The sequence below is a fragment of the Acinetobacter lwoffii genome, from assembly GCF_052078135.1.
Lineage (GTDB): Bacteria > Pseudomonadota > Gammaproteobacteria > Pseudomonadales > Moraxellaceae > Acinetobacter > Acinetobacter lwoffii_Z.
Map to the genome: position 1 here is coordinate 1 of NZ_JBQGUZ010000003.1, position 20,812 is coordinate 20,812.

General features: G+C 42.9%; 18 protein-coding genes. 7 read left to right on the top strand and 11 right to left on the bottom strand.

Annotated features, from left to right (window positions below; genetic code table 11):
* Positions 1–229 precede the first annotated feature (229 nt).
* Entirely contained in the window at positions 230–2,299 is a 2,070-nt protein-coding gene (locus tag ACTL4S_RS02400; protein ID WP_253160956.1) for an acyltransferase family protein, read from the bottom strand.
* A 599-nt stretch (positions 2,300–2,898) separates the two neighbouring features.
* Between ACTL4S_RS02400 and ACTL4S_RS02405 the strand changes: the two genes are divergently transcribed.
* The 5 genes from ACTL4S_RS02405 to ACTL4S_RS02425 all read left to right on the top strand — a co-directional run bounded on the left by ACTL4S_RS02405 (position 2,899) and on the right by ACTL4S_RS02425 (position 7,441).
* Positions 2,899–3,384, top strand: coding sequence for an NUDIX hydrolase (locus ACTL4S_RS02405; RefSeq protein WP_441298681.1), 486 nt, complete (start codon positions 2,899–2,901; stop codon positions 3,382–3,384).
* 4 nt (positions 3,385–3,388) lie between these two features.
* Positions 3,389–4,528, top strand: coding sequence for a tRNA 2-thiouridine(34) synthase MnmA (mnmA, locus tag ACTL4S_RS02410; RefSeq protein WP_441298682.1), 1,140 nt, complete (start codon positions 3,389–3,391; stop codon positions 4,526–4,528).
* Between the two features lie 7 nt (positions 4,529–4,535).
* Positions 4,536–5,267 (top strand): high frequency lysogenization protein HflD, encoded by a 732-nt coding sequence (gene hflD / locus ACTL4S_RS02415; protein ID WP_005107369.1) that lies wholly within the window; start codon positions 4,536–4,538, stop codon positions 5,265–5,267.
* Between the two features lie 54 nt (positions 5,268–5,321).
* Complete coding sequence (purB, locus tag ACTL4S_RS02420) at positions 5,322–6,710, top strand: adenylosuccinate lyase (RefSeq protein WP_219309718.1); 1,389 nt, start codon at positions 5,322–5,324, stop codon at positions 6,708–6,710.
* 89 nt (positions 6,711–6,799) lie between these two features.
* Positions 6,800–7,441, top strand: a complete 642-nt coding sequence (locus ACTL4S_RS02425; protein ID WP_441298683.1) for a DUF2238 domain-containing protein — start codon at positions 6,800–6,802, stop codon at positions 7,439–7,441.
* Positions 7,442–7,514: 73 nt separating this feature from the next.
* Here ACTL4S_RS02425 and ACTL4S_RS02430 read toward each other — a convergent pair whose 3' ends face one another.
* The 9 genes from ACTL4S_RS02430 to ACTL4S_RS02470 all read right to left on the bottom strand — a co-directional run bounded on the left by ACTL4S_RS02430 (position 7,515) and on the right by ACTL4S_RS02470 (position 17,643).
* Positions 7,515–7,754 carry a hypothetical protein gene (locus ACTL4S_RS02430; protein WP_121980047.1) on the bottom strand — a complete coding sequence of 80 codons (240 nt, stop codon included), beginning with the start codon at positions 7,752–7,754 and terminating at the stop codon, positions 7,515–7,517.
* A gap of 57 nt (positions 7,755–7,811) precedes the next feature.
* Complete coding sequence (locus ACTL4S_RS02435; RefSeq protein ID WP_004279718.1) at positions 7,812–8,243, bottom strand: hypothetical protein; 432 nt, start codon at positions 8,241–8,243, stop codon at positions 7,812–7,814.
* Positions 8,244–8,352: 109 nt separating this feature from the next.
* A complete protein-coding gene (gene sohB, locus ACTL4S_RS02440; RefSeq protein ID WP_004646527.1) occupies positions 8,353–9,315 on the bottom strand; it encodes a protease SohB in 963 nt (320 codons plus the stop codon).
* A 151-nt stretch (positions 9,316–9,466) separates the two neighbouring features.
* On the bottom strand, positions 9,467–10,378 hold the full coding sequence (gene pstB / locus ACTL4S_RS02445) for a phosphate ABC transporter ATP-binding protein PstB (RefSeq protein ID WP_005246810.1): 912 nt from the start codon (positions 10,376–10,378) through the stop codon (positions 9,467–9,469).
* A gap of 13 nt (positions 10,379–10,391) precedes the next feature.
* Positions 10,392–11,783, bottom strand: a complete 1,392-nt coding sequence (gene pstA, locus ACTL4S_RS02450) for a phosphate ABC transporter permease PstA (RefSeq protein WP_004279713.1) — start codon at positions 11,781–11,783, stop codon at positions 10,392–10,394.
* Positions 11,783–13,162 carry a phosphate ABC transporter permease subunit PstC gene (gene pstC, locus ACTL4S_RS02455; protein WP_005107378.1) on the bottom strand — a complete coding sequence of 460 codons (1,380 nt, stop codon included), beginning with the start codon at positions 13,160–13,162 and terminating at the stop codon, positions 11,783–11,785. Before pstC ends, pstA begins: the two co-directional genes overlap by 1 nt.
* 104 nt (positions 13,163–13,266) lie before the next feature.
* Positions 13,267–14,298, bottom strand: coding sequence for a substrate-binding domain-containing protein (locus tag ACTL4S_RS02460; protein ID WP_004279710.1), 1,032 nt, complete (start codon positions 14,296–14,298; stop codon positions 13,267–13,269).
* 435 nt (positions 14,299–14,733) lie between these two features.
* On the bottom strand, positions 14,734–16,266 hold the full coding sequence (locus tag ACTL4S_RS02465) for a pyridoxal phosphate-dependent decarboxylase family protein (protein ID WP_325754934.1): 1,533 nt from the start codon (positions 16,264–16,266) through the stop codon (positions 14,734–14,736).
* A gap of 3 nt (positions 16,267–16,269) precedes the next feature.
* Positions 16,270–17,643, bottom strand: a complete 1,374-nt coding sequence (locus ACTL4S_RS02470; protein WP_004279708.1) for a diaminobutyrate--2-oxoglutarate transaminase — start codon at positions 17,641–17,643, stop codon at positions 16,270–16,272.
* Between the two features lie 475 nt (positions 17,644–18,118).
* Here ACTL4S_RS02470 and ACTL4S_RS02475 point away from each other — a divergent pair, with 475 nt between their 5' ends.
* Both ACTL4S_RS02475 and ACTL4S_RS02480 read left to right on the top strand, forming a co-directional pair.
* On the top strand, positions 18,119–18,823 hold the full coding sequence (locus ACTL4S_RS02475; protein WP_422196493.1) for an SIMPL domain-containing protein: 705 nt from the start codon (positions 18,119–18,121) through the stop codon (positions 18,821–18,823).
* 164 nt (positions 18,824–18,987) lie between these two features.
* The gene (locus tag ACTL4S_RS02480) at positions 18,988–19,584 is read left to right on the top strand and encodes a phosphatase PAP2 family protein (protein WP_441298684.1); all 597 of its coding nucleotides are present in this window, start codon (positions 18,988–18,990) and stop codon (positions 19,582–19,584) included.
* 75 nt (positions 19,585–19,659) lie between these two features.
* Here the strand turns inward: ACTL4S_RS02480 and proB are convergent, their stop codons facing one another.
* The gene (gene proB, locus ACTL4S_RS02485; RefSeq protein ID WP_074383013.1) at positions 19,660–20,793 is read right to left on the bottom strand and encodes a glutamate 5-kinase; all 1,134 of its coding nucleotides are present in this window, start codon (positions 20,791–20,793) and stop codon (positions 19,660–19,662) included.
* Positions 20,794–20,812 lie beyond the last annotated feature (19 nt).

The following is a 20,812-nucleotide window of genomic DNA, read 5'->3' on the forward strand; positions in this document are numbered from 1 at the left end:
AGATATCATCGGTAAGAAGAGTACGTGCCATTGAAAATATAGAAATAAAAATAACTCAAAGGAGGATTTTAAGTATTTAAAACCAATTCTTCAAATGAGGACACGCCCTAGTAATTTACCAGCCTCTTTTAATATAAGGCCAGTATTAGCGTCTTTTCATGCTTTTTACAGGATAAATTCCGGGAAAATTCAAACATTGAATAAATCCTCTACCCTGTAGCAACTCAACTTAATGTTTAAATACTTGTTCAAACATGGGGACTAAAAATTTATTGCCATATTCACTCAAATGGTCATCATCATAATACAAAGGACGAGCATTTTTTGAACCATAGCAATATTCTGTATCACATAAATAAGGCAGAGGATTCAAGATTTTTACTCCACAGCGCTGAGCTGCTTCATCCTGAGCATCCCAGACAATTTTATGCCGTTTATGATATTCAGAAAGTGATAGCTTCATATCTTCCACAGCACCATGAATAACCAGCTTATGCGAAATGGTCTTGGGAATATCTATTCCGAACTCTGGTATTGGTCGCATTAAATAAACCGGTCGGTCTTTTGCCAAACGACATGCTGTATCAACTAAAACTTGGGAAAATTCCTTTATAAACTGCTTATCATCATTATAAAGATATTTTTTACTGAAGTAGACTGGTGCTAGTTTAGACCGTTCCGATTGGTCAGGCTCATTCACACCTTTGACATATTCTGAAGTACGACTGACCAAAACTAGCGGAATGTTAGGATATTTTTTTAATTCTTCATTTGCCCATTGATTTAGAAGATCACATGAATCCGCACTGTACTCTTTATGATCTATATATCGAATGCCATCCAGTGTAGGACAGCTATCCATAAACCAGGAAATCACACCTGAGTTAAAGTGAGAGGCTGCTGTACCCAAAGAACTTGCTATTGCTGATGCATGACTATCCCCCATTAAAATTGCTAAAATTTTTTCTTTTCCGTACACACAACTCGGCGACCCTATTTTGTCATGAGAGGCATTACACTCTTCACGCCTAGGATCTATATCCCATGTTTCTGCAGCAGCAATCTCTACAATTTTAGGTAATCGAATTTCTTCAAATGGAAGTAGTTTGGCACTGATCGCGATTGCAGATAAACTCGCAAGCAAACCAAAACTAAAGATGACTAGAGCTTGTCTGGAAAGACGAAATTTCGTTAAAAATTGGCGTGAGGGTATTTCAACCAGTAAATAGGAAAGATGCCCCAGTATCAGACTAAGCACCAAACCAAATAGTATCCAGTTTAAATCATCTTGCACACTACCAAAATACAAGCCAACCACAACCGGCCAATGCCACAAGTAAATCGAATATGAACGATCTCCCAACCATTGTGCAACAGGGTGCGTGGTTAACATGGAGTCTTCCTGTTGTGACAATATAACCAGTGCTGTACCCAGTACTGGTAACGCCGCCCAAGCAGAAGGCCAAACCAACCCCTTATGAATGACCAACATGGCCAATACCAATAAAAAACCTCCCACTACAAAGTACACCTTGGCAAATCTTTGTAATTGTGGAAATTCTTTCGCAGCTAAATAAACCAATCCACCAGAAACGAACTCCCAGCCTCGAACAGGCAATAAATAAAAGGAAGCTACGGGTTTCGAATGAGATATCGCGATGCTTAAAAGTAAAGACACCAGAAATGCAAAACACAATCCGTATAATAAGGTACGGCGTTCCGATTTAATTTTTGTCAGTAGTAACAAGTAAATAGGTAAGAGTAGATAAAATTGAAACTCAATACCCAATGTCCATGTATGTAATAACCACTTTTCATGAGCAGTGCCATCAAAGTAATTAGAAGTACGCCAGTAATAAAGATTAGAGTTAAAAGACAGAGCGCTACTCGATTGCGTACCCAAAAACATATAGTCAGGTAAGGGTAACCAAAACCACCCTAAAACCAGCAAAATAATAATAAGTATCATCAGGGCAGGAAAAATCCGTCTTATCCGTGCCATATAAAAATCAAATAATTTGAAGTTGTTTTTTTCAAGGCTGCTACAAATGATTGCTGTCATCAGAAACCCTGAAATGACAAAAAATATGTCTACACCCAAAAAACCTGCATTAAACCCTGGAATTTTGAAGTGAAAAAACAATACCATTAATACCGCATAGGCACGCAGGCCATTAATATCTAATCGAAAACCAATATTTGAATTTGGCGGTGTCATCATGTCAACCTGCTCAAAATATTTTTTTAATGTTGGGTTTATAAGTTTATTTTTTGATACATGATGAAGAAAACTTTGCATTAAATCAGAATGCAGTTAAAAAGTTAGACAATACTAGAAGATTTATAATATCTCTTAACTTTTTAATTATATTCGGTTATTTTTCTTCTTTTTAAAAATTGATTGATATTTACTCAACCTTCTTATCTTCAAACTTGTCTTATTTGAAGTCAATAGGCTAGACACATAACTCTATAAAAATATTTGAACGCATCATTCAGAATACTTTTAAGACAAACACCCTCACTTATCTAGCTAATTTAGGCTTTTTCGTCGTACTATAAAGGGTATAACTATCTGATATATCAACTTTCAGTTATAGACTTAATTATTTTAAATAATTGTTTTGGAAATCAAGCCCCTGATCCCCATCAGCATTTCTACAAGTCCTGAAAAAAAGATTAACAGCCCCGCTATACTATTTTTATGTGCGTTTTCCCAGTTCTAAAATGATCACTTCAGCATTTATTTTCTCTGTAATTCATTAACCCAAAATACCATGATTATCATTGGTTGATTGTTCATTAATGCATTAAGTCACTTAAAGAAACCTGCTCTCAACATAGCCACCGCCAGCAAAATTTTATACAATAGTGCATCCTTTTCCATGGTGCTGCCTTATGACCGCTTGGACTGCTCACGTCACCGTCGCAACTGTTGTTGAAAAAGACGGAAAATTCCTGTTTGTAGAAGAACATACAGAAGGTGTGACACACACGGTATTTAATCAGCCAGCAGGTCATGTTGAATGCGGTGAAACTATTATCGAAGCCGCAATTCGTGAAACCATGGAAGAAACAGGTCATAGGGTGGAAGTAAAACACTTATTAGGTATATATACCTATACTCCACCGATGTTCCCGGATCGTACCTATTACCGTTTCTGTTTCTTGGCCAATTCCATTGACTATGACCCCAATGCCACTTTAGATACAGATATTGTCGGCGCGGTCTGGATGACGCTCGATGAACTGATTGAATCTGCTCGTGCACGTAGTCCATTAGTGATTAAAGCCGTACAAGATGCACTTTCAGGTCAAAAATACCCTTTATCGCTCATTTACGAGCAACAAAATTCTCCCTTAATTTCAAATTTGGATGCCTAATCCTATGCAACAACGTGTCATCGTCGGTATGTCAGGTGGTGTAGATTCATCTGTTTCTGCTGCCCTTTTACTTCAACAAGGTTATCAGGTTGAAGGTCTTTTCATGAAAAACTGGGAAGAAGATGACGGCACAGAATATTGCACGGCGATGGATGACCTTGCCGATGCACAAGCCGTTTGCGACAAAATCGGGATTAAACTGCATACCGCAAACTTTGCCATGGAATATTGGGATCGCGTATTCGAGCATTTCCTGGCGGAATATGCGGCTGGCCGTACGCCAAACCCAGACATTTTATGTAATAAAGAAATTAAATTCCGTGCCTTCTTAGATCACGCGATTAACTTGGGTGCAGACTTTATTGCCACAGGCCATTACTGCCGTCGTGGTGAAACCATGACCAACTCACGTGGTGAAGAATATGCACCTTTATTGCGTGGTGTGGACAATAACAAAGACCAGACTTATTTCCTGCATGCTGTCCATGGTCGTGAAATTAATAAGACCCTGTTCCCTGTTGGTGAAATTGAAAAGCCACAAGTCCGTAAAATTGCAGAAGAATTAGATCTGATTACTGCCAAGAAAAAAGACTCGACCGGGATCTGTTTCATTGGTGAACGTCGTTTTAATGACTTCTTGAAGCAATATTTACCCGCTCAACCCGGAAAAATCGTGCTGGAAGACGGTAAAGAGGTTGGTGATCATCACGGCTTAATGTACTATACGCTCGGTCAACGCGGTGGTATTGGTATTGGCGGTATGAAGGGCGTTGCTGAAGGTGCCTGGTTCGTATTGCATAAAGATATCGAAGGCAATCGTCTGGTGGTCGGTCAAGGCCATGAACACCCACTCATGCAAAGTACTACACTTTGGAGTGAAGCGATTGACTGGGTCGCAGGTGAGCAGGATATTCCTGAAACAGGCTTCCGCTGTACGGCCAAAACCCGTTACCGTCAGACTGATCAAGCATGTACTGTGTATCAAGATTCAGAATCACCGAATGGTGTTCGTGTTGAGTTTGATGAACCTCAACGTGCAGTGACCCCGGGTCAAAGCGTGGTGTTCTATTCAGGTGAAGTTTGTTTAGGGGGTGGTGTGATTCATCATACCAATGCACCTAAACCTGATTTTATAAAAGGATGAATTCGGCATGACGGAGTTACCATTTCAACCAGCCACAACGTTGAATACTCGTCAAAATCGTGCTTTGGCATTAGCGGGTGTGTTTCAGGCCACCCAGCTGACCCATATGACAGCATTGACAGGTCAGCAAAGCATTGGTGAAAGTGGTAACTTTTATTTTGAACAGTTGATTAGAGCCAGTCTTAATATCCGTCCCGGCAGTAATCAAAATGCCCAGACCCTAGACTTTTTTAATCAACTGGCTGATATTTCCTTAGGTTTAAAAACATTAGAAAGCAGCATTATTCAACCCTTCAATACTTCTCCAAAATCCAGAATTCCAAAACTTTCCAGCACCAAACTTCCCATGAGCTATGCAATGGCACTTCTTCAGTTAGAAAAGAAGGTCTATAGCAATCCCAAATTTGTTGAAATTATTGAACAGTCCCAACAGAAAATTCTCAGACAGCTTTCTTTCTTTGATAATAATTACCTGCACCCCAGCATCATTGCCAATCTCGCTCAAACCTATGTCGATACGGCCGGACAGATTAACCCGCGCATTATGGTACGTGGTAATGCTGAAGCCTTTAAAGATGCCGGACACACCAACCGTATTCGTGCGTCCTTATTTACCGGTTTGCAAATGGCGCACTTGTGGCGTCAGCTCGGTGGCAGCTCTTGGGGCATGGTATTTGGCAAGCGCAAGTTGCTACAAGATATTCAGAATCTAGCGCGTTTACAGTTTCAGGTGGTTTAACTGATGCTGCACGTGTTTCGTTTTACGTTTAATTCCAAAATCTAAGGAATCGATATGAACGCTTTAACTGCACTTTCTCCATTAGATGGACGTTACGCGAGCAAATGTGATGCTCTACGTCCTTTTCTTTCTGAGTTTGGTTTAATCCATGCTCGTGTGACTGTTGAAGTACGTTGGTTACAAGCGCTTGCAAACCACCCGGAAATTACTGAAGTACCGGCGTTTTCAGGCGAAACTAATGCAGCGCTTGATGCGATTGTGAGCGATTTTTCTGAAGATGATGCCAATCGCATCAAAGAGATCGAACGCACCACTAACCACGACGTTAAAGCGGTTGAGTATTTCCTGAAAGAAAAAATCGCTGGTATCGAAGAACTTAAAAATGCCGGTGAATTCATTCACTTTGCATGTACGTCTGAAGATATTAACAACCTGTCACATGCCTTGATGCTGAAAAGCGGTCGTGATGTACTGGTTGCATCTATGCAGCAAATCATTGATTCAATCGTTGCGCTTTCTGAAAAGCATGCAGACCAGCCAATGTTGTCTCGTACTCATGGTCAAACTGCAAGCCCGACGACTTTGGGTAAAGAAATGGCAAACGTGGCTTACCGTCTTGCACGTCAAATCAAACAGTTTAAAAATGTTGAGCTACTGGGCAAAATCAATGGTGCAGTCGGTAACTACAATGCGCACTACTCTGCTTACCCAGACATCAACTGGCCTGCGCATTCACGAGCATTTGTAGAGTCTCTGGGTCTAGACTTCAACCCGTACACCACTCAAATCGAGCCACACGATTATATGGCTGAATTGTTTGATGCGCTGCGTCGTTTCAACACTATTCTGATCGATTTTAACCGTGATGTTTGGGGCTATATCTCTCTTGGTTTCTTCAAGCAAAAACTGAAAGAAGGCGAAGTCGGTTCTTCAACCATGCCGCACAAAGTTAACCCGATTGACTTCGAAAACTCTGAAGGCAACTTGGGTATTGCAAATGCTGTACTTGCACACCTTGGTGAAAAACTGCCAATTTCTCGTTGGCAGCGTGACCTGACTGACTCTACTGTGCTTCGTAACATGGGTGTTGGTTTTGCGCAAAGCTTAATTGCTTTTGAAGCTTGCTCTAAAGGTATTGGTAAACTTGAGTTGAATGCTGCGCGTATCAATGAAGATTTAGACAATGCGCAAGAAGTATTGGCTGAGCCTATTCAAACTGTAATGCGTCGTTACAACGTTGAAAAACCATACGAAAAACTAAAAGCCCTGACTCGTGGTCAAGCCATGACTCGCGACATGATGGTTGATTTCGTAAACGGCAACGAGTTAGAAGCTGTTCCTGCTGCTGACCGTGCGCGTTTAGCGGAAATGACACCTGCATCATATACAGGTAATGCTGCTGACCAGGCCAAACAAGTAGCTGCGCTGATTGCAAAAATCTAATTTGCAATAAGACGAAAAGGCGAAGCTCAGGCTTCGCCTTTTTATTTATAATGTGTTTTATTCTAAAAAAGATATTTCATAATAACGACATGATTGAACATCGACTTTCTGCCAAACATTACGCGAGCCTGGGCATTTTAATTCTGGCGAGTTTGCTTGTCAGTATTCGTCCTTTAGAACTGGAAGCTTATCTCTTGCATCAAGCAGGCACAGTTTTCATGATCATCATGCTGCTCATCTGCCTGTATAAAATCGGGCTGAATTTTTTAAGTTTTAATTTATATATTCTTTTTCTGATTGTTCATGTGATTGCTGCGCACTATCTGTATTCTTATGTGCCCTATAACCAGTGGATCGAACAGATTTTTGGCTTTAATCTGAATGAAGCCATGCACTGGTCACGCAATATGTTCGATCGATTTGTCCATTTGGCCTACGGATTATTACTTTATCCAATTTTCCATCGCCTGTTTCAGGTCTGGTTACCGCAGCAAAAACCTGTGGTCATTTTCCTGCTGGTGATTCAGTTTGTGGTGGCCAGCAGCATGCTCTATGAATGGCTGGAATGGCTGATTGCCATTGGTTTATCTCCTGAGGAAGCTGAAAACTATAATGGACAACAAGGTGATATGTGGGATGCGCACAAAGACATCTTGCTTGCTACGATTGGCGCGGCGATAACAGGCGGGCTGCAATTGATACCGAAAAATCAAAAAAGCTCATCGAAGTGAGCTTTTAAAATCACAATCTAATAGCTGAATTAAAGTTTTGGATGACGCATTTAATTACGTTCATATTCTTCAATTAAGAATATGGGCAATATCGCATCCAATCATCCTTCATTTTTTGCAGTTCATTCCCCGTCAACATCTCACTGTAATAAATGAAATAGGTTGCATCAGGATATTGAATCTCATGACGGAACATTATGCCACGCAGTGACACAGATAACTCCTCAGGAAAATCATCCTCTAAATAAAGTTCTTCAAATTCATAATTAAAATAACAATTTTGCGTCGCAAGAAATGCTTCAGCTATAGCCATGTTTCTGCTCTAACAATAAAATATGCTTTATTTTATCTGATTAGTTTCAGTGATGGTTTACATTTCATTCGGTTCAATCCATTGAACAAACTTAGATTCTGACAAATGTGGATATTTGAACTTATCTAGATATTCAAAGCAGGCCTTTTGGCCTTGAGGGATTTTATCCAGATGCTTATCGAAGAATAAATGCCGACTATATTGAGCGCCATCAAAGCGAATACTCACACGTTCAAATTCGTTACCACCTCGAACTTTATGCATCTGATAAAACTGCACAACGCCACATTCTTTCGATGGAATAACAGGTGGATCATTGGGCTTTAGAAAGCTATACAGCAGAAAGATACAAACGCCGGGTAGAAAACTCAGCCAAAACAAAACCTTCTTAGAATTATCCTGAGTTAATTTTGCTTCAGAATAAAGCATACATAACATCGGAATAAATACGATACTAAAAAACCCAAGCAACAAAATAAACGTGAGCATATGAGCCTAGACTCAATCAGAGTACTCCACTTATATCACAACAATATGATTTCAAAAAATAAAAAAGCCCACCGAAGTGAGCTTTAAAATTCATTCAAGATCAATTGAATTAAAGTTTTGGATCACGCATTTGTACCAAGTTTGCATTGGCTTTACTTAAGCTTTCCATGACTTTATTCATGACAGTGGGTACCAGTGAATCAGCAATTTGCGCTGCTTGCAGGCCCAGTTTTTCACCCAAAGTTGGTTTCTTGCGGGTCTGGATGGAATAGATATCATGTTGGGGCAACAAGTTGAGCAGGTATTCATCTGAGGTTTGCAGTTTATCCACCAGATTTAGATCTAGCGCATCCCGACCATACCAATGCTCACCAGTGGCCACTTTTTCAATATTCAGCTGTGGGCGATACTTTTCAACGAAATGTTTGAATAAAGCATGTGTTTGCTGTAATTCTTCTTCAAACTTGGCCTTACCCTCTTCGGTATTTTCACCAAACATAGTCACGGTACGTTTGTACTGTCCTGCGGTATAGAGTTCAAAGTCGATTTTATTGTCTTTCAGCAGGCGGTTAAAGTTGGGGACTTGAGCAACCACACCAATTGAACCGACAATCGCGAATGGTGCAGAAATAATTTCATTGGCGATACACGCCATCATATAACCGCCACTAGCGGCCACTTTATCGACACAGATGGTCAGATGAAAACCTGCCTCGCGTAAACGTACCAGTTGAGCTGCTGCAAGTCCATAACCATGAACCATGCCGCCCGGACTTTCCAGACGCACTACAACACGGTCACGACCGGCTTTGGCTGTGGCCAGAATCAAGGTAATTTCTTCACGCAAGCCTTCTACCGCAGAAGCCGCCATATCGCCTTTAAAATCGAGTACATAGATTTTTTGATTGGTTTTCTTACGCGCACGCGCTTCTTTTGACAGTTGTTGTGATAACTGTAAAAGTTCCAGTTTAGAGCCAGTAGTTTGCGCTATTTTTTTTCGTTGTTCATTGATACGCGCATTGAGATGACTAATACGGATTTCAGCGGACAGTTTCGGAGTATGAAATAACATAAAAAATCTATTCTCTATTTAATTCGGATTTATTCCTTTAGATTAGGTCAATTTCGGTTTTTTTCAACTTTATTTCGAGAATTATTACGATTATCACCATCTATTTCACCTATAAAAAAAGAGCCTTGCGGCTCTTATTCTAGATATGGGATTAACCGAAACGCCCGGTAATATAGGCTTCAGTCAACTGATGATCTGGCTGGGTAAAGACTTTTTCGGTCGAGTTGACTTCAATCAGATCCCCCAAATGGAAATACGCAGTACGATCCGATACACGTGCTGCCTGTTGCATGGAGTGAGTTACGATCGCGATGGTATATTGCGTAGATAGCTCAGAAATCAGCTCTTCCACTTTGGCGGTTGCAATGGGATCAAGTGCCGAACACGGTTCATCCATCAAAATGACTTCTGGACTGACTGCAATCGTACGCGCGATACACAGACGTTGCTGCTGACCACCTGACAAACCTGTTCCCGGCTGGTTCAAACGATCTTTCACTTCTTCCCACAGACCGGCTTTGCGCAAGCTGCCTTCGACAATTTCTTCAAGATCGTACTTGTCACGCGCCAAACCATGCAGTTTTGGGCCATAGGAGACATTATCGAAGATTGATTTTGGAAATGGGTTCGGCTTCTGGAACACCATACCAACCTGTGCACGTAGCAAGACCACATCAAGATTTGGATCATAAATATCTTGGTTATCCAACATCACTTTACCGGTTACACGGCAGCTATCAATGGTATCGTTCATGCGGTTTAAGGTACGCAGAAAAGTCGATTTACCACAGCCTGATGGCCCAATAAAAGCAATCACTTCATTTTCATAAATGTTCAGGTCAATGCCTTTAATCGCTTCCGCTTCACCATAGTACACATGCACATCAGAAGTACTAAGTTTCACATTCGTCGACTTCGCATCTTTTTTGCTGCTTTGCGTATCGAACTGGGAAACAAACGGAGTTGCTGGCTTTTGAGTTGCCTCATCCGAGGTGAATTGTGTCTGTTGTGGATTCACGATTTGATCCTTTTTTAAGGAATTTTGAATAACAGTTGTGTTCATGATTCTGCCCCTATTACCAACGGACTTCAAATTTCTTACGTAACCAGATGGCCAGACTGTTTAAGCTGATCATCATGGCCAGAAGTACAATAATTGCTGCTGCAGTACGCCCTTCAAAGAAGTTACGCAATTCATTGCCTTGCCATAAGAAAATCTGCACCGGTAAAGCCGTTGACTGATCAAATGGAGTGGCTGGAACGCTGGCAACAAAAGCACTCATCCCGATTAATAACAATGGTGCGGTTTCACCTAAAGCTTGTGCAACCCCGATAATTGCGCCTGTCAAAATACCCGGTAAAGCCAAAGGCAAGACGTGATGAAATACTGTCTGGATGCGGGAAGCACCGAGTCCTAAAGCTGCCTGACGAATCGAAGGTGGAACCGCTTTAAGTGATGCGCGTGTGGTGATGATCACAGTCGGTAAGGTCATCAGACTCAGCACCAGACCACCCACCAATGGTGCTGACAGTGGCAAATGCATCCAGCCAATGAAGATCGCTGCACCCAATAGACCGAAGACAATTGAGGGAACGGCTGCCAGGTTGTTGATATTGACTTCGACCACATCGGTAATCCAGTTTTTCGGTGCAAACTCTTCCAGATAGATCGCAGAGGCCACCCCGATTGGAATCGAGATAAAGATCACAATCATCATCATGAACAGCGAGCCCATGAAGGCACCTGCTAAGCCAGAAGTTGCTGGTGAGCTGCGCGAGTCAGGACTGGTGAAAATATTGGTATTGAAACTATTTTCAATCACACCAGAGGCTTTCATCTCGTCCGCCACCTGACGTACTTCAGGACTGAGCTGCTGCTGTTCATCTGGAAGATCACGGTCAATATTTCCTGCCAGCCAGACATCGACATTGGCATCCGCTAGAATTTTCACTTCCTTGCTTTGACCGACCAGACTTGGATCATTCATGACCATGTCTCGCAAGCGGTACGCCTCAGAACTGGTATATAAAGAACCCAGTTCATCACGCTGGCTTTCCAGCTTGCTGTCTTTGGCAATCATGCCATTGATAATCAGCGCATCCCAATCCACCATTCCGACTTCGGTCTGCCACGCGATAAAGCGATCTTCAAACTGCGCTGGAGATTCTCCTGCAGCTGGCTTCGGTTTTGGACCAATATCCACAATGGCTGGATCGAAATGAATCGGCAAACTCATGCTGCTTTGCCAGAATGCAGGCAAACCTTTGGATAAAATACTCCCGAACAGCAATACCACAAAGAACAGACCTGCCAGTACCGCAGAGAAACCAAATAAACGAAAGGTTTTTTCTTTACGATGACGTCGTGCCAAAGAGCTTTGAATGGTCTTCTTACGCTTTTCACGCAGCTCGGCGGCGATGGATGGATCAATACGCTGATCCACAGGCGTTGTATTTGAAGTACTCATTAGTCGTATTGCTCACGATATTTACGCACGATGATCAGTGCAACAATGTTCAAACCTAAGGTAATGACGAATAGCGTCAGTCCTAGTGCAAAGGCCACCAGTGCTTGTGGACTAGCAAAATCAGTATCGCCAGTTAGCTGATTCACGATGGTAATCGTGACCGTGGATACTGCTTCAAGCGGATTGGCATGCAACTGCGGGCTGTTCCCGGCTGCAAGAACCACGATCATGGTTTCACCAATTGCACGTGACGCCGCCAACAGGAACGCACCGATAATACCCGGTAGAGCCGCGGGTAAAACCACCTGACGGATCGTTTCAGATTTGGTCGCGCCCAAGCCCAAAGAACCATCACGTAAGGCACGCGGCACCTGAGTGATGATGTCGTCTGACAGAGAAGATACAAATGGAATGATCATGATGCCCATCACCAGACCGGCAGTCAGCGCACTGGTCGCATTAATTTCGAGTCCGACCAGGGCACCCATGCTTTTCAGGAATGGACCGATGATCATCAAGGCAAAGACACCATAGACAATCGTAGGAATACCCGCCAACACTTCAATTGTAGGTTTTGCCCAAGAGCGGAATCGCGGTGAAGCGTATTCTGCCAGATAGATCGCAATCATCAGGCCAACCGGAACTGCAACTAAAAGTGCGATCCCGCTGACCATGAGCGTGCCCCATAACAGTGGCAATAAACCATAACTGCCTTCAGCACTGCCAGAGGTACTAAATCCCGGGTTCCATTGAGTACCAAAGAAGAAATCCAGTGGGCTGACGAAGCTGAAGAAACGCATTGCCTCGCCAAACATCGACATCACAATCCCGAGAGTGGTCAGAATCGCCACACCTGAACACAATGCCAGGCCGATATTAATCATTTTTTCGACTTGGTTACGTGCACGGAATTCCTGGCTAATATGTTTCTTGGCCCAGACCAGACCGGCCAGCGCAGCCGAAATCACGACTGCCAATTTGGCAAAGGTACCAATGGTCGAGAATTTAGCCAACTGTTCTGCTGCTGCAACTTCATAGGCTGCAGGTGTATCACTGACCCCGAAACCTGAGGCAAGTGCCTGAACGCGATCAATCACAACACTCAGACTTGCCGGATCCAGACTAGCAGAAACATTTTCTGGCAAATGGTTGAGTACCACCTGCTCCAGAAAAGTGGGTTCCACCATGTTCCAAACAATCAAAATTAAAAACGCAGGGATACCACACCATAGTGCAACCAGGGCACCATAATATCCGGGACGCGAGTGTAAGTTTGCAGAATTGCTTCCCTTACCTGCTAAGCTACGGCTTTTACTTAATCCGATTTGATAGGCTATGGCCATGATGGCCAATAACACACCTATAAGTAGCAGATTCATGTATTCTCCACTGTTTTTTCAATTTTCATGGTTTGAAAAAACTTGTTTATCGCAAAAAGCCGATGGTAGGTTGACCCTACCACCAGCGTTTTCAAAATCATTTATTACTTCACAACAACCGCTTTACCAGCCTTGAAATTTGCCAGGACTGCCGCACGTTCTTTATCAGACATTGAAATCAGACCTGCTTTTTCCAGCTTAGAGCCTTTGCCAGATACTTTCTTGTTCAGGAAGTATTCTGTGAACTGCGGTAAGCCTTTGATCGATTTCAAGTGCTCGCCTTTCACATAGAAGAACAATGGACGTGATACCGGATAAGCACCATTCAAGATGGTCTTTTCAGAAGGCGCTACATTGTTCACCGTAGCAACACGTAGACGGTCACGGTTCTGGTCATAGAAACCTAGGCCAAACACACCTACCGCACTTGGAGAAGTTTTTAAACGTGCCAATGTTTCGGTATAGTCACCGGCAATCTCAACCACACGGCCATCTTTACGGAATGTTGTACAAGCTTTTTTCTTAGCATCTTTGTCTAGAGACTTAATTGCAGCATACGTTTCACAACCTGCATCCACCATTTTCTCCTGGAAGACTTCGCGCGTACCATGATTCGACGCAGGAATTACCAGGGTGATAGGTTCATTCGGAAGTGCTTTGTCAATTTGGTTCCAACGCGTGTACGGGTTAGCGACCATTTTTCCATTTGATGGAAGTTGTGCAGCAAGTGCAGCGAAGACATGTTGTGGACGCAGTTTATAAGCCGCTTTGTTTGCATTCGATGCAAACACAATACCGTCATAACCAATTTTGATTTCTAGGACTTGGTTAACGCCATTCTTTTTACATTCTGCCAGCTCTGTACTCTTGATTTGACGAGAAGAGTTTGCGATATCAATCGTGTTATCACCCACGCCATTACAGAACTGCTTTAAACCACCTGAAGAACCGCCAGAACCGACAACTGGTGTTTTAAACTGTGGAAAAGTATTACCGAATTCTTCTGCCACGATACTGGCATATGGAAGTACAGTTGAAGAACCTGCAATTTGAATGGTGTCACGTGCTGCGTGTGCAGTCGTTACAGCAGTTGCCCCGGTTACTGCTAATGCTAAAGCTATATTTGTAAAGCGCATTCTAGTATCTCTCTCATTTATGCAAATTTGGAGTACACCACTTTTTATTCAGTTTTGTACTTCTTTCGATACCTGCATTTTGATTTTAGAATATGACAGATAAGTTACAGCTTTATTACGATTTAGTGATTTTTAATCTAGCGGCTTTTTCTTGATTAAATTTTTATGGATTTCAATGATTAAGTTCTTTATGTCATTCACTTCAATAAAAAATTTTAGACCAATGACATGTAACAATTTTTATAAACCTGAACTCAGGATAAATCCTGCTCCCCAGTTTTACATAAGCCTATGACAAATAAATAACAGGCTAAACGGGATTCAGACCTTCCGTGTTTTTGTGAGGAGTTTCGATCTGGGAAAGGACCTTTTTTTATTTTTAAGCGCACAAAAAAGGAGATCATTTCGATCTCCTTTTTTTCACACCACCATCACTTATGCAATGGGTGGCGTATAAGTACCGTCAGCGATTGAATCTTTGATACGATCCGCTTCTGCAAGCACTAGCGCCAGCAAGTTCTTCACGTTATCAAGTGTTGCAACTGGGCTTAAAGTGGTCATTTTCAGAGACTGAACCTGACCAACTTTCGTTACACCAATGTTCGCTTCACCACGTGCAAACAGTTCGTCTGCTACGTTTTGGTTAAGCGTATCGAGTAATTCAACCGGATAGCCCGCTGGAACCACACGGAACAGTACAGAGGCAAATTGAGGCTCAAGTAGAAGCTCTAAACCGTCAGTTGCTTTAATGTAGTCTGCCACATCACGTGTTAAGCCTACACCATGATCGATCATCGAACCATAAAGCTCTTCACCTAATGCTTCTACAGTCATCCACAATTTCAATGCATCAAAACGACGCGTCGTTTGTAGTGACTTCGATACCAGGTTAGGAACGCCATGCTCTTCATCATAAGCGGAGTTCAGATACTCTGCTTCATAATGCATGAAACGGTAATTCGCTTCATCTTTCAGCAGGAACGCGCCACAAGAAATGGTTTGGAAATAATGCTTATGGAAATCAAGCGTGATCGAATCCGACAGCTCAATCCCGTCCAGCATAGAACGATAGTCATTGGATAGAATCAGTGCACCACCCCATGCCGCATCGATGTGCATCCACGCGCCATATTTATTGGTGATTTCACGAATTGCTTTCAATGGATCAATCGCACCAGCATCCGTTGTACCCGCTGTTGCCACCACACATGCCACGATCTTGCCTTCAGACTGAAGATGCGCCATGGTTTTTTCCAGTGCATCTACGTCCATCTGTGCATTTTCATTCACAGGAACAGTGACCACTGACTGGAAGCCCATGCCCATCATCGCCATGTTCTTTTGCACAGAGAAATGTGCATTTTCAGAACAGATGACTTTGACATTACGCATCGCATCTGCAGGAATACCATCGCGCTGAACCGACCACGGATTACCATTTTCGTCTTTCCAGTTTTTCGCGATGCAAGCATCACGCGCAAGCAATACGCCCATCAAGTTAGACTGCGTACCACCAGAAGTGAACACACCGGCCTGACCCGCACCATAGCCGACTTTTTGACGTAACCAGTCAATCAGCTGAACTTCCATCAACGAACCGGCCGGGCTTTGATCCCATGAGTCCATTGACTGGTTGGTTGCGTTAATCAGCACTTCCGCGATCTGACTGGTCACCATTGTTGGACAGTGAAGATGCGCAAGTGAATGTGGATGATGTACTTTTAAGCTCTTGTTGAGGAATAGCTCAACCATACGCTCAAGAGATTTTTCTACACCCAAACCTTCTTTTGAAGGATTAAATGCAATCGCACTGCGTAGCTCGTTAATGCTGCCGCCAGTGTACATTTTGTCGTTTTGCAACCATGCCGCAACCGCTTTGGTCGCTTGGTCCATGCCAGCCTGATAGTCAGCAATGGATGCAGCATCATTGCAGAGTAACGCTTTACGATGTTCTGCGAAATCTACCATGAATTATGCGCCTCGAACTGCAACTAATGCTTCAGCAACCGATTTTTTGAAACGAGCAATCACTTCAACACATTCGTCTTGAGTAATGATCAACGGGCAAAGTAAACGAATCACTGTACCGTTACGACCACCTTTCTCAAGCAATAATTTATTGTTGAAACAAGCGGTTTGGATCGCTGCAGCCAACTGACCATCAGCAGGTAAAGAACCCATATGATCCGCATCTTTGCGCTCATCTACGATTTCAACGCCGATCATCAGACCACGGCCACGCACGTTACCGATACACGGGAATTCAGTAGCCAGTTTTTTAAGTTCAGCTTGCAGGAAATCACCACGCTCTTGTGCATTTTGAGCCAGGTTCTGTTCTTTAATGGTATTGATCGTTGCAAGACCTGTACCCATCGCCAATTGGTTACCACGGAAAGTACCGGTATGACCTGCTGGCTGCCAAGCATCAAACTTACGTTTAATACCAAGTACGGCAAGCGGTAAGCTACCACCTACGGCTTTAGACATCACTACAACATCAGGTTCGATACCTGCGTGTTCGAATGCAAACATTTTGCCTGAACGTGCAAAACCAGCCTGAACTTCATCAAGAATCAATACGATGTTGTGTTTTTCAGTCACTTCACGGATTTTTTGCAACCATTTTACTGGCGCCGTTACCACACCGCCTTCACCTTGAATCGCTTCAAGAATTACAGCTGCAGGTTTGGTCACACCGCTTTCTACATCTTCAATGAAGTTTTCAAAGTAGTAAGTCAGGGCATCAACACCGGCTTCACCACCAAGCCCCAATGGGCAACGATATTCATGCGGGTATGGCATGAACTGTACACCCGGCATCAAGCCGTTCACTGCATTTTTCGCAGACAGGTTACCTGTCATTGCCAATGCACCGTGAGTCATACCGTGATAACCGCCAGAGAAGCTAATCACTGAGCTACGACCAGTAAAGGTTTTTGCTAGTTTAATCGCGGCTTCAGTTGCATCTGCACCAGATGGACCGCAGAACTGCAAGCAGTATTCTTCCTGGCCACCTGGAAGATAAGAAAGAAGTGCTTCAGTAAAAGCATCTTTTAAAGGAGTAGTAAGATCCAGGGTATGCAATGGTAAACCACTTGCAATCGTATCCTGGATACTTTGAATGACTGCAGGATGATTATGGCCTAAAGCCAACGTCCCTGCCCCAGCTAAACAATCAAGGTACTCAGTACCTTCAACATCGGTAACCCAGCAACCTTGTGCTTTCGCTATCGCTAACGGTAATTTACGTGGATAACTACGCACATTCGATTCCATCTGACTTTGGCGAGTCAAGTAGTATTCGTTTGTGGAATTGGTGGCAGGGTTTACAGAAGTAACGCTCATATCGAATTACCATCTCTGATATGGGTGAAAGAAATAAGTCTGGTGACGTTTGGTCCTTTGACTCGGCGCTTTATAAAGGTTCTAGCTAGCAGTTTTGTATTCGAATAACTAGGAGGCGGATGATACCGAATTTTTCAGGAAAATAAACAACTTTCAGTCACATTTTGTCCTAATCTTTATCGAAAAAAAACATCATGCTAATCCATCCCCTAAATCATCATCTTACAGTGTGACAGCAGAAAGAAAAGCGTGTTCTTTTATGCTTTTTTGTAGCGCAGGCGGCATTCAGGTAATCAGTCTTAAAATTATTCATTAAGTATTTAATTATTAATAATAAATATAAATTAAATAATGAGATAAAATTAAAGAAAATTTAACACTCTTACGACAAATATTTCGTAAAAAGATCACAATTGAGATTTAATATTTTAACAACGGCTTAGATGGCCAATTTTAAGAAAAACAGGACAATTTCATGCGTCTCTTAGCACTTACCAGTTTGATCCTTGCCAGCACCCTCGCCACAGGCACATTCGCAGCTCCTGCTGAATCTCTGAATTATAATGTTGTTAATCTTTCAGCAGAGGCCAGCCGTGAAATCTCAAATGATGAAATGCATGCTGTGCTTTATATTGAAAAATCCAACAAACAACCAGCTGAACTGGCCACTCAAATTAACCAGCTGATGAATCAGGCGATCGCCACAGCACGCAAATATCCAACTGTGAAAATCGAGACTGGGGCACAAAGTACTTACCCTATTTATGACAATGACAACCGTAAATTGAAAGAATGGCGTGGTCGTGCCCAAATTCGTCTGGAATCGAAAGATTTTAAAGCGACATCTCAACTAATTGCCGAATTACAACAGCACTTCCAGACCCAGTCGATTAACTTTAAAGTATCAGACGAAAAGCGTAAAAAAGTTGAAAGCGAGCTGATGATTGAAGCCACCAAAAACTTCCAGCAACGCGCACAGGCACTCACCCAGACCTGGAACAAACCGAGTTATCAACTGGTGAACTTAAACCTGAATACTAACAATTATTCACCACAGCCAGTACCGCGTATGGCCATGATGAAATCTGCATCGGCTGATATGGCGGTTCCTGAGCAGGAAGTTGCGGCGGGTGAATCGCAAATGACGGTCAGCGCGAATGGGGCGATTCAGTTTAAATAAGACTTCATTATATTATTTGGACTTTTAAGAACCACTCTTTTGGGTGGTTTTTTATCCTGTGAATATTCTTTAAAAAGCGAGGCTACAAATTCATACAAACTCAGGTAGGAATTGAGGTTTGACCGGTTTAGAGTAACGGACATTTGTTCCAGTCCTCTCTGCTCATGCCCCTTGACCAACTGAATCTTTACCTGTTTCATATCTTAAATGTCCCCGACCAAGCCTCAATCTGGATGATCAACTATGCCTCCCTGATTGCGCATGACCTGGTTTATCTCTTTTTGCTGATTTTTGCTATTGCCTGGTTCCGTGGTAGTTATGAAGTGAAAACTGGCATTATCAAGGCATTTATTTTTACAGCTATTACCTTGTTGATCAGCGAGATGTTGTCTGCGATCCTTAGTACCCCACGCCCGTTTGTGATGGATGTTGGTCGCACCCTGATTGAACATGCACCGACTGGTTCTTTTCCCAGCAACCATATGAGTATTTTTAGTGGGATTGCCTTCGCCTATTATTTTTCACCGCAGCGAGACTTGGGACGAATTCTAATCTGGACCGCTTGGCTGGTAGCGTGGTCGCGTGTTTATGTCGGTGTGCATTTTCCAATTGATATGCTGGGTGCATTCCTGATGGCAATAATAGTAAATTTAGCTGGCTTGCCGCTGTGGTGGAAATATGAGAGTCAAATCATAAACTTTATTTTGGGTATTCATTATTGGTTATTTTCGCCTTTAATTCGAATGGGCTGGATTAAATAAATCTAATTAAAATGTCATAAAAAAACCCGCTCGAAAGCGGGATTTTTTGAATCTTTAAATCTGAATCTGAATGACTTAATAAATCGCCATATGATTGCGATGAATCATCTCTAAAGAACGAGCTTCACCCAAAACCTGATGCACTTTATCTGATGCCAGACCACGGACAATATCGGCCGAACGCGAACTAAAGTTGACACGACCGACAGCAATCCGGTGACCTTGTGTATCAACACATTCCACCACATCACCGCGTTCAAAATGACCCTCAACCGCTTTCACTCCTACAGGCAACAAGCTGCGATGATTGTCCTTAATGGCTTTTACTGCACCATCATCAATTACCAAACGACCTGCCGTTTGCAGGTGTGCTGCCAACCATTGCTGATGCGCGGTCATCCGATCTTTGTCAGTCACAAACAAGGTTCCTAACAATTCACCAGACATCAGACGAGATAGCACAGCATCACTATCACCGCTTGCAATTAAGGTCGGACAACCGGACTTTGCCGCCAGTCGTGCAGCACGAACTTTGGTCAGCATGCCGCCGCGACCAAATTTACCACCACCACCGGCCATATCAAACAGGCTCTCATCCATCGCACGTACCGTATGGAACAGTTTGGCATCTGGATTCGAGCGTGGATCTGAGTCAAACATACCTTCCTGATCGGTTAAGATAATCAGAAGATCTGCATGCACCTGACCTGCCACCATGGCAGCCAGCGTGTCGTTATCACCAAAGCGGATTTCATCGGTAGAAACGGTATCATTTTCATTAATCACTGGAATCACGCGCCAGTCAATCAGGTTCTGCAAAGCATCACATGAATTGAGATAGCGGCGACGGTCTGCCAGATCATCATGAGTCAATAGTACCTGCGCAGTTCGAATCTGATGCTTCTCAAGTACGCTTGACCAGGTATGAATCAGGCCCATCTGACCGATGGCAGCACAAGCCTGAAGACTGGGTAGATCGGTGGGTCGATTCTCAAGTTTCATTCGCACCATACCTTCAGCCACAGCACCGGAAGACACCAGAATAATCTCGTGTCCTGCATTGTGTAGATCTGCGATTTGTCCCGCCCAATGCGAGATAGCATCTAAATCTAAACCTTGTCCGTTTGCTGTGAGTAAAGATGATCCGATTTTAACAACGATTCGTTTACAACCCTTGAGCTGACGTTGCCCATCTACCACTTCTATCATCTTGTCCTCAGACTCTTCT

Coding starts and splice junctions, on each gene's coding strand:
- ACTL4S_RS02400 (WP_253160956.1), bottom strand. CDS start 2,299: ATGCAAAGTTTTCTTCATCATGTATCAAAAAATAAACTTATAAACCCA.
- ACTL4S_RS02405 (WP_441298681.1), top strand. CDS start 2,899: ATGACCGCTTGGACTGCTCACGTCACCGTCGCAACTGTTGTTGAAAAA.
- mnmA (WP_441298682.1), top strand. CDS start 3,389: ATGCAACAACGTGTCATCGTCGGTATGTCAGGTGGTGTAGATTCATCT.
- hflD (WP_005107369.1), top strand. CDS start 4,536: ATGACGGAGTTACCATTTCAACCAGCCACAACGTTGAATACTCGTCAA.
- purB (WP_219309718.1), top strand. CDS start 5,322: ATGAACGCTTTAACTGCACTTTCTCCATTAGATGGACGTTACGCGAGC.
- ACTL4S_RS02425 (WP_441298683.1), top strand. CDS start 6,800: ATGATTGAACATCGACTTTCTGCCAAACATTACGCGAGCCTGGGCATT.
- ACTL4S_RS02430 (WP_121980047.1), bottom strand. CDS start 7,754: ATGGCTATAGCTGAAGCATTTCTTGCGACGCAAAATTGTTATTTTAAT.
- ACTL4S_RS02435 (WP_004279718.1), bottom strand. CDS start 8,243: ATGCTCACGTTTATTTTGTTGCTTGGGTTTTTTAGTATCGTATTTATT.
- sohB (WP_004646527.1), bottom strand. CDS start 9,315: ATGTTATTTCATACTCCGAAACTGTCCGCTGAAATCCGTATTAGTCAT.
- pstB (WP_005246810.1), bottom strand. CDS start 10,378: ATGAACACAACTGTTATTCAAAATTCCTTAAAAAAGGATCAAATCGTG.
- pstA (WP_004279713.1), bottom strand. CDS start 11,783: ATGAGTACTTCAAATACAACGCCTGTGGATCAGCGTATTGATCCATCC.
- pstC (WP_005107378.1), bottom strand. CDS start 13,162: ATGAATCTGCTACTTATAGGTGTGTTATTGGCCATCATGGCCATAGCC.
- ACTL4S_RS02460 (WP_004279710.1), bottom strand. CDS start 14,298: ATGCGCTTTACAAATATAGCTTTAGCATTAGCAGTAACCGGGGCAACT.
- ACTL4S_RS02465 (WP_325754934.1), bottom strand. CDS start 16,266: ATGGTAGATTTCGCAGAACATCGTAAAGCGTTACTCTGCAATGATGCT.
- ACTL4S_RS02470 (WP_004279708.1), bottom strand. CDS start 17,643: ATGAGCGTTACTTCTGTAAACCCTGCCACCAATTCCACAAACGAATAC.
- ACTL4S_RS02475 (WP_422196493.1), top strand. CDS start 18,119: ATGCGTCTCTTAGCACTTACCAGTTTGATCCTTGCCAGCACCCTCGCC.
- ACTL4S_RS02480 (WP_441298684.1), top strand. CDS start 18,988: ATGCCCCTTGACCAACTGAATCTTTACCTGTTTCATATCTTAAATGTC.
- proB (WP_074383013.1), bottom strand. CDS start 20,793: ATGATAGAAGTGGTAGATGGGCAACGTCAGCTCAAGGGTTGTAAACGA.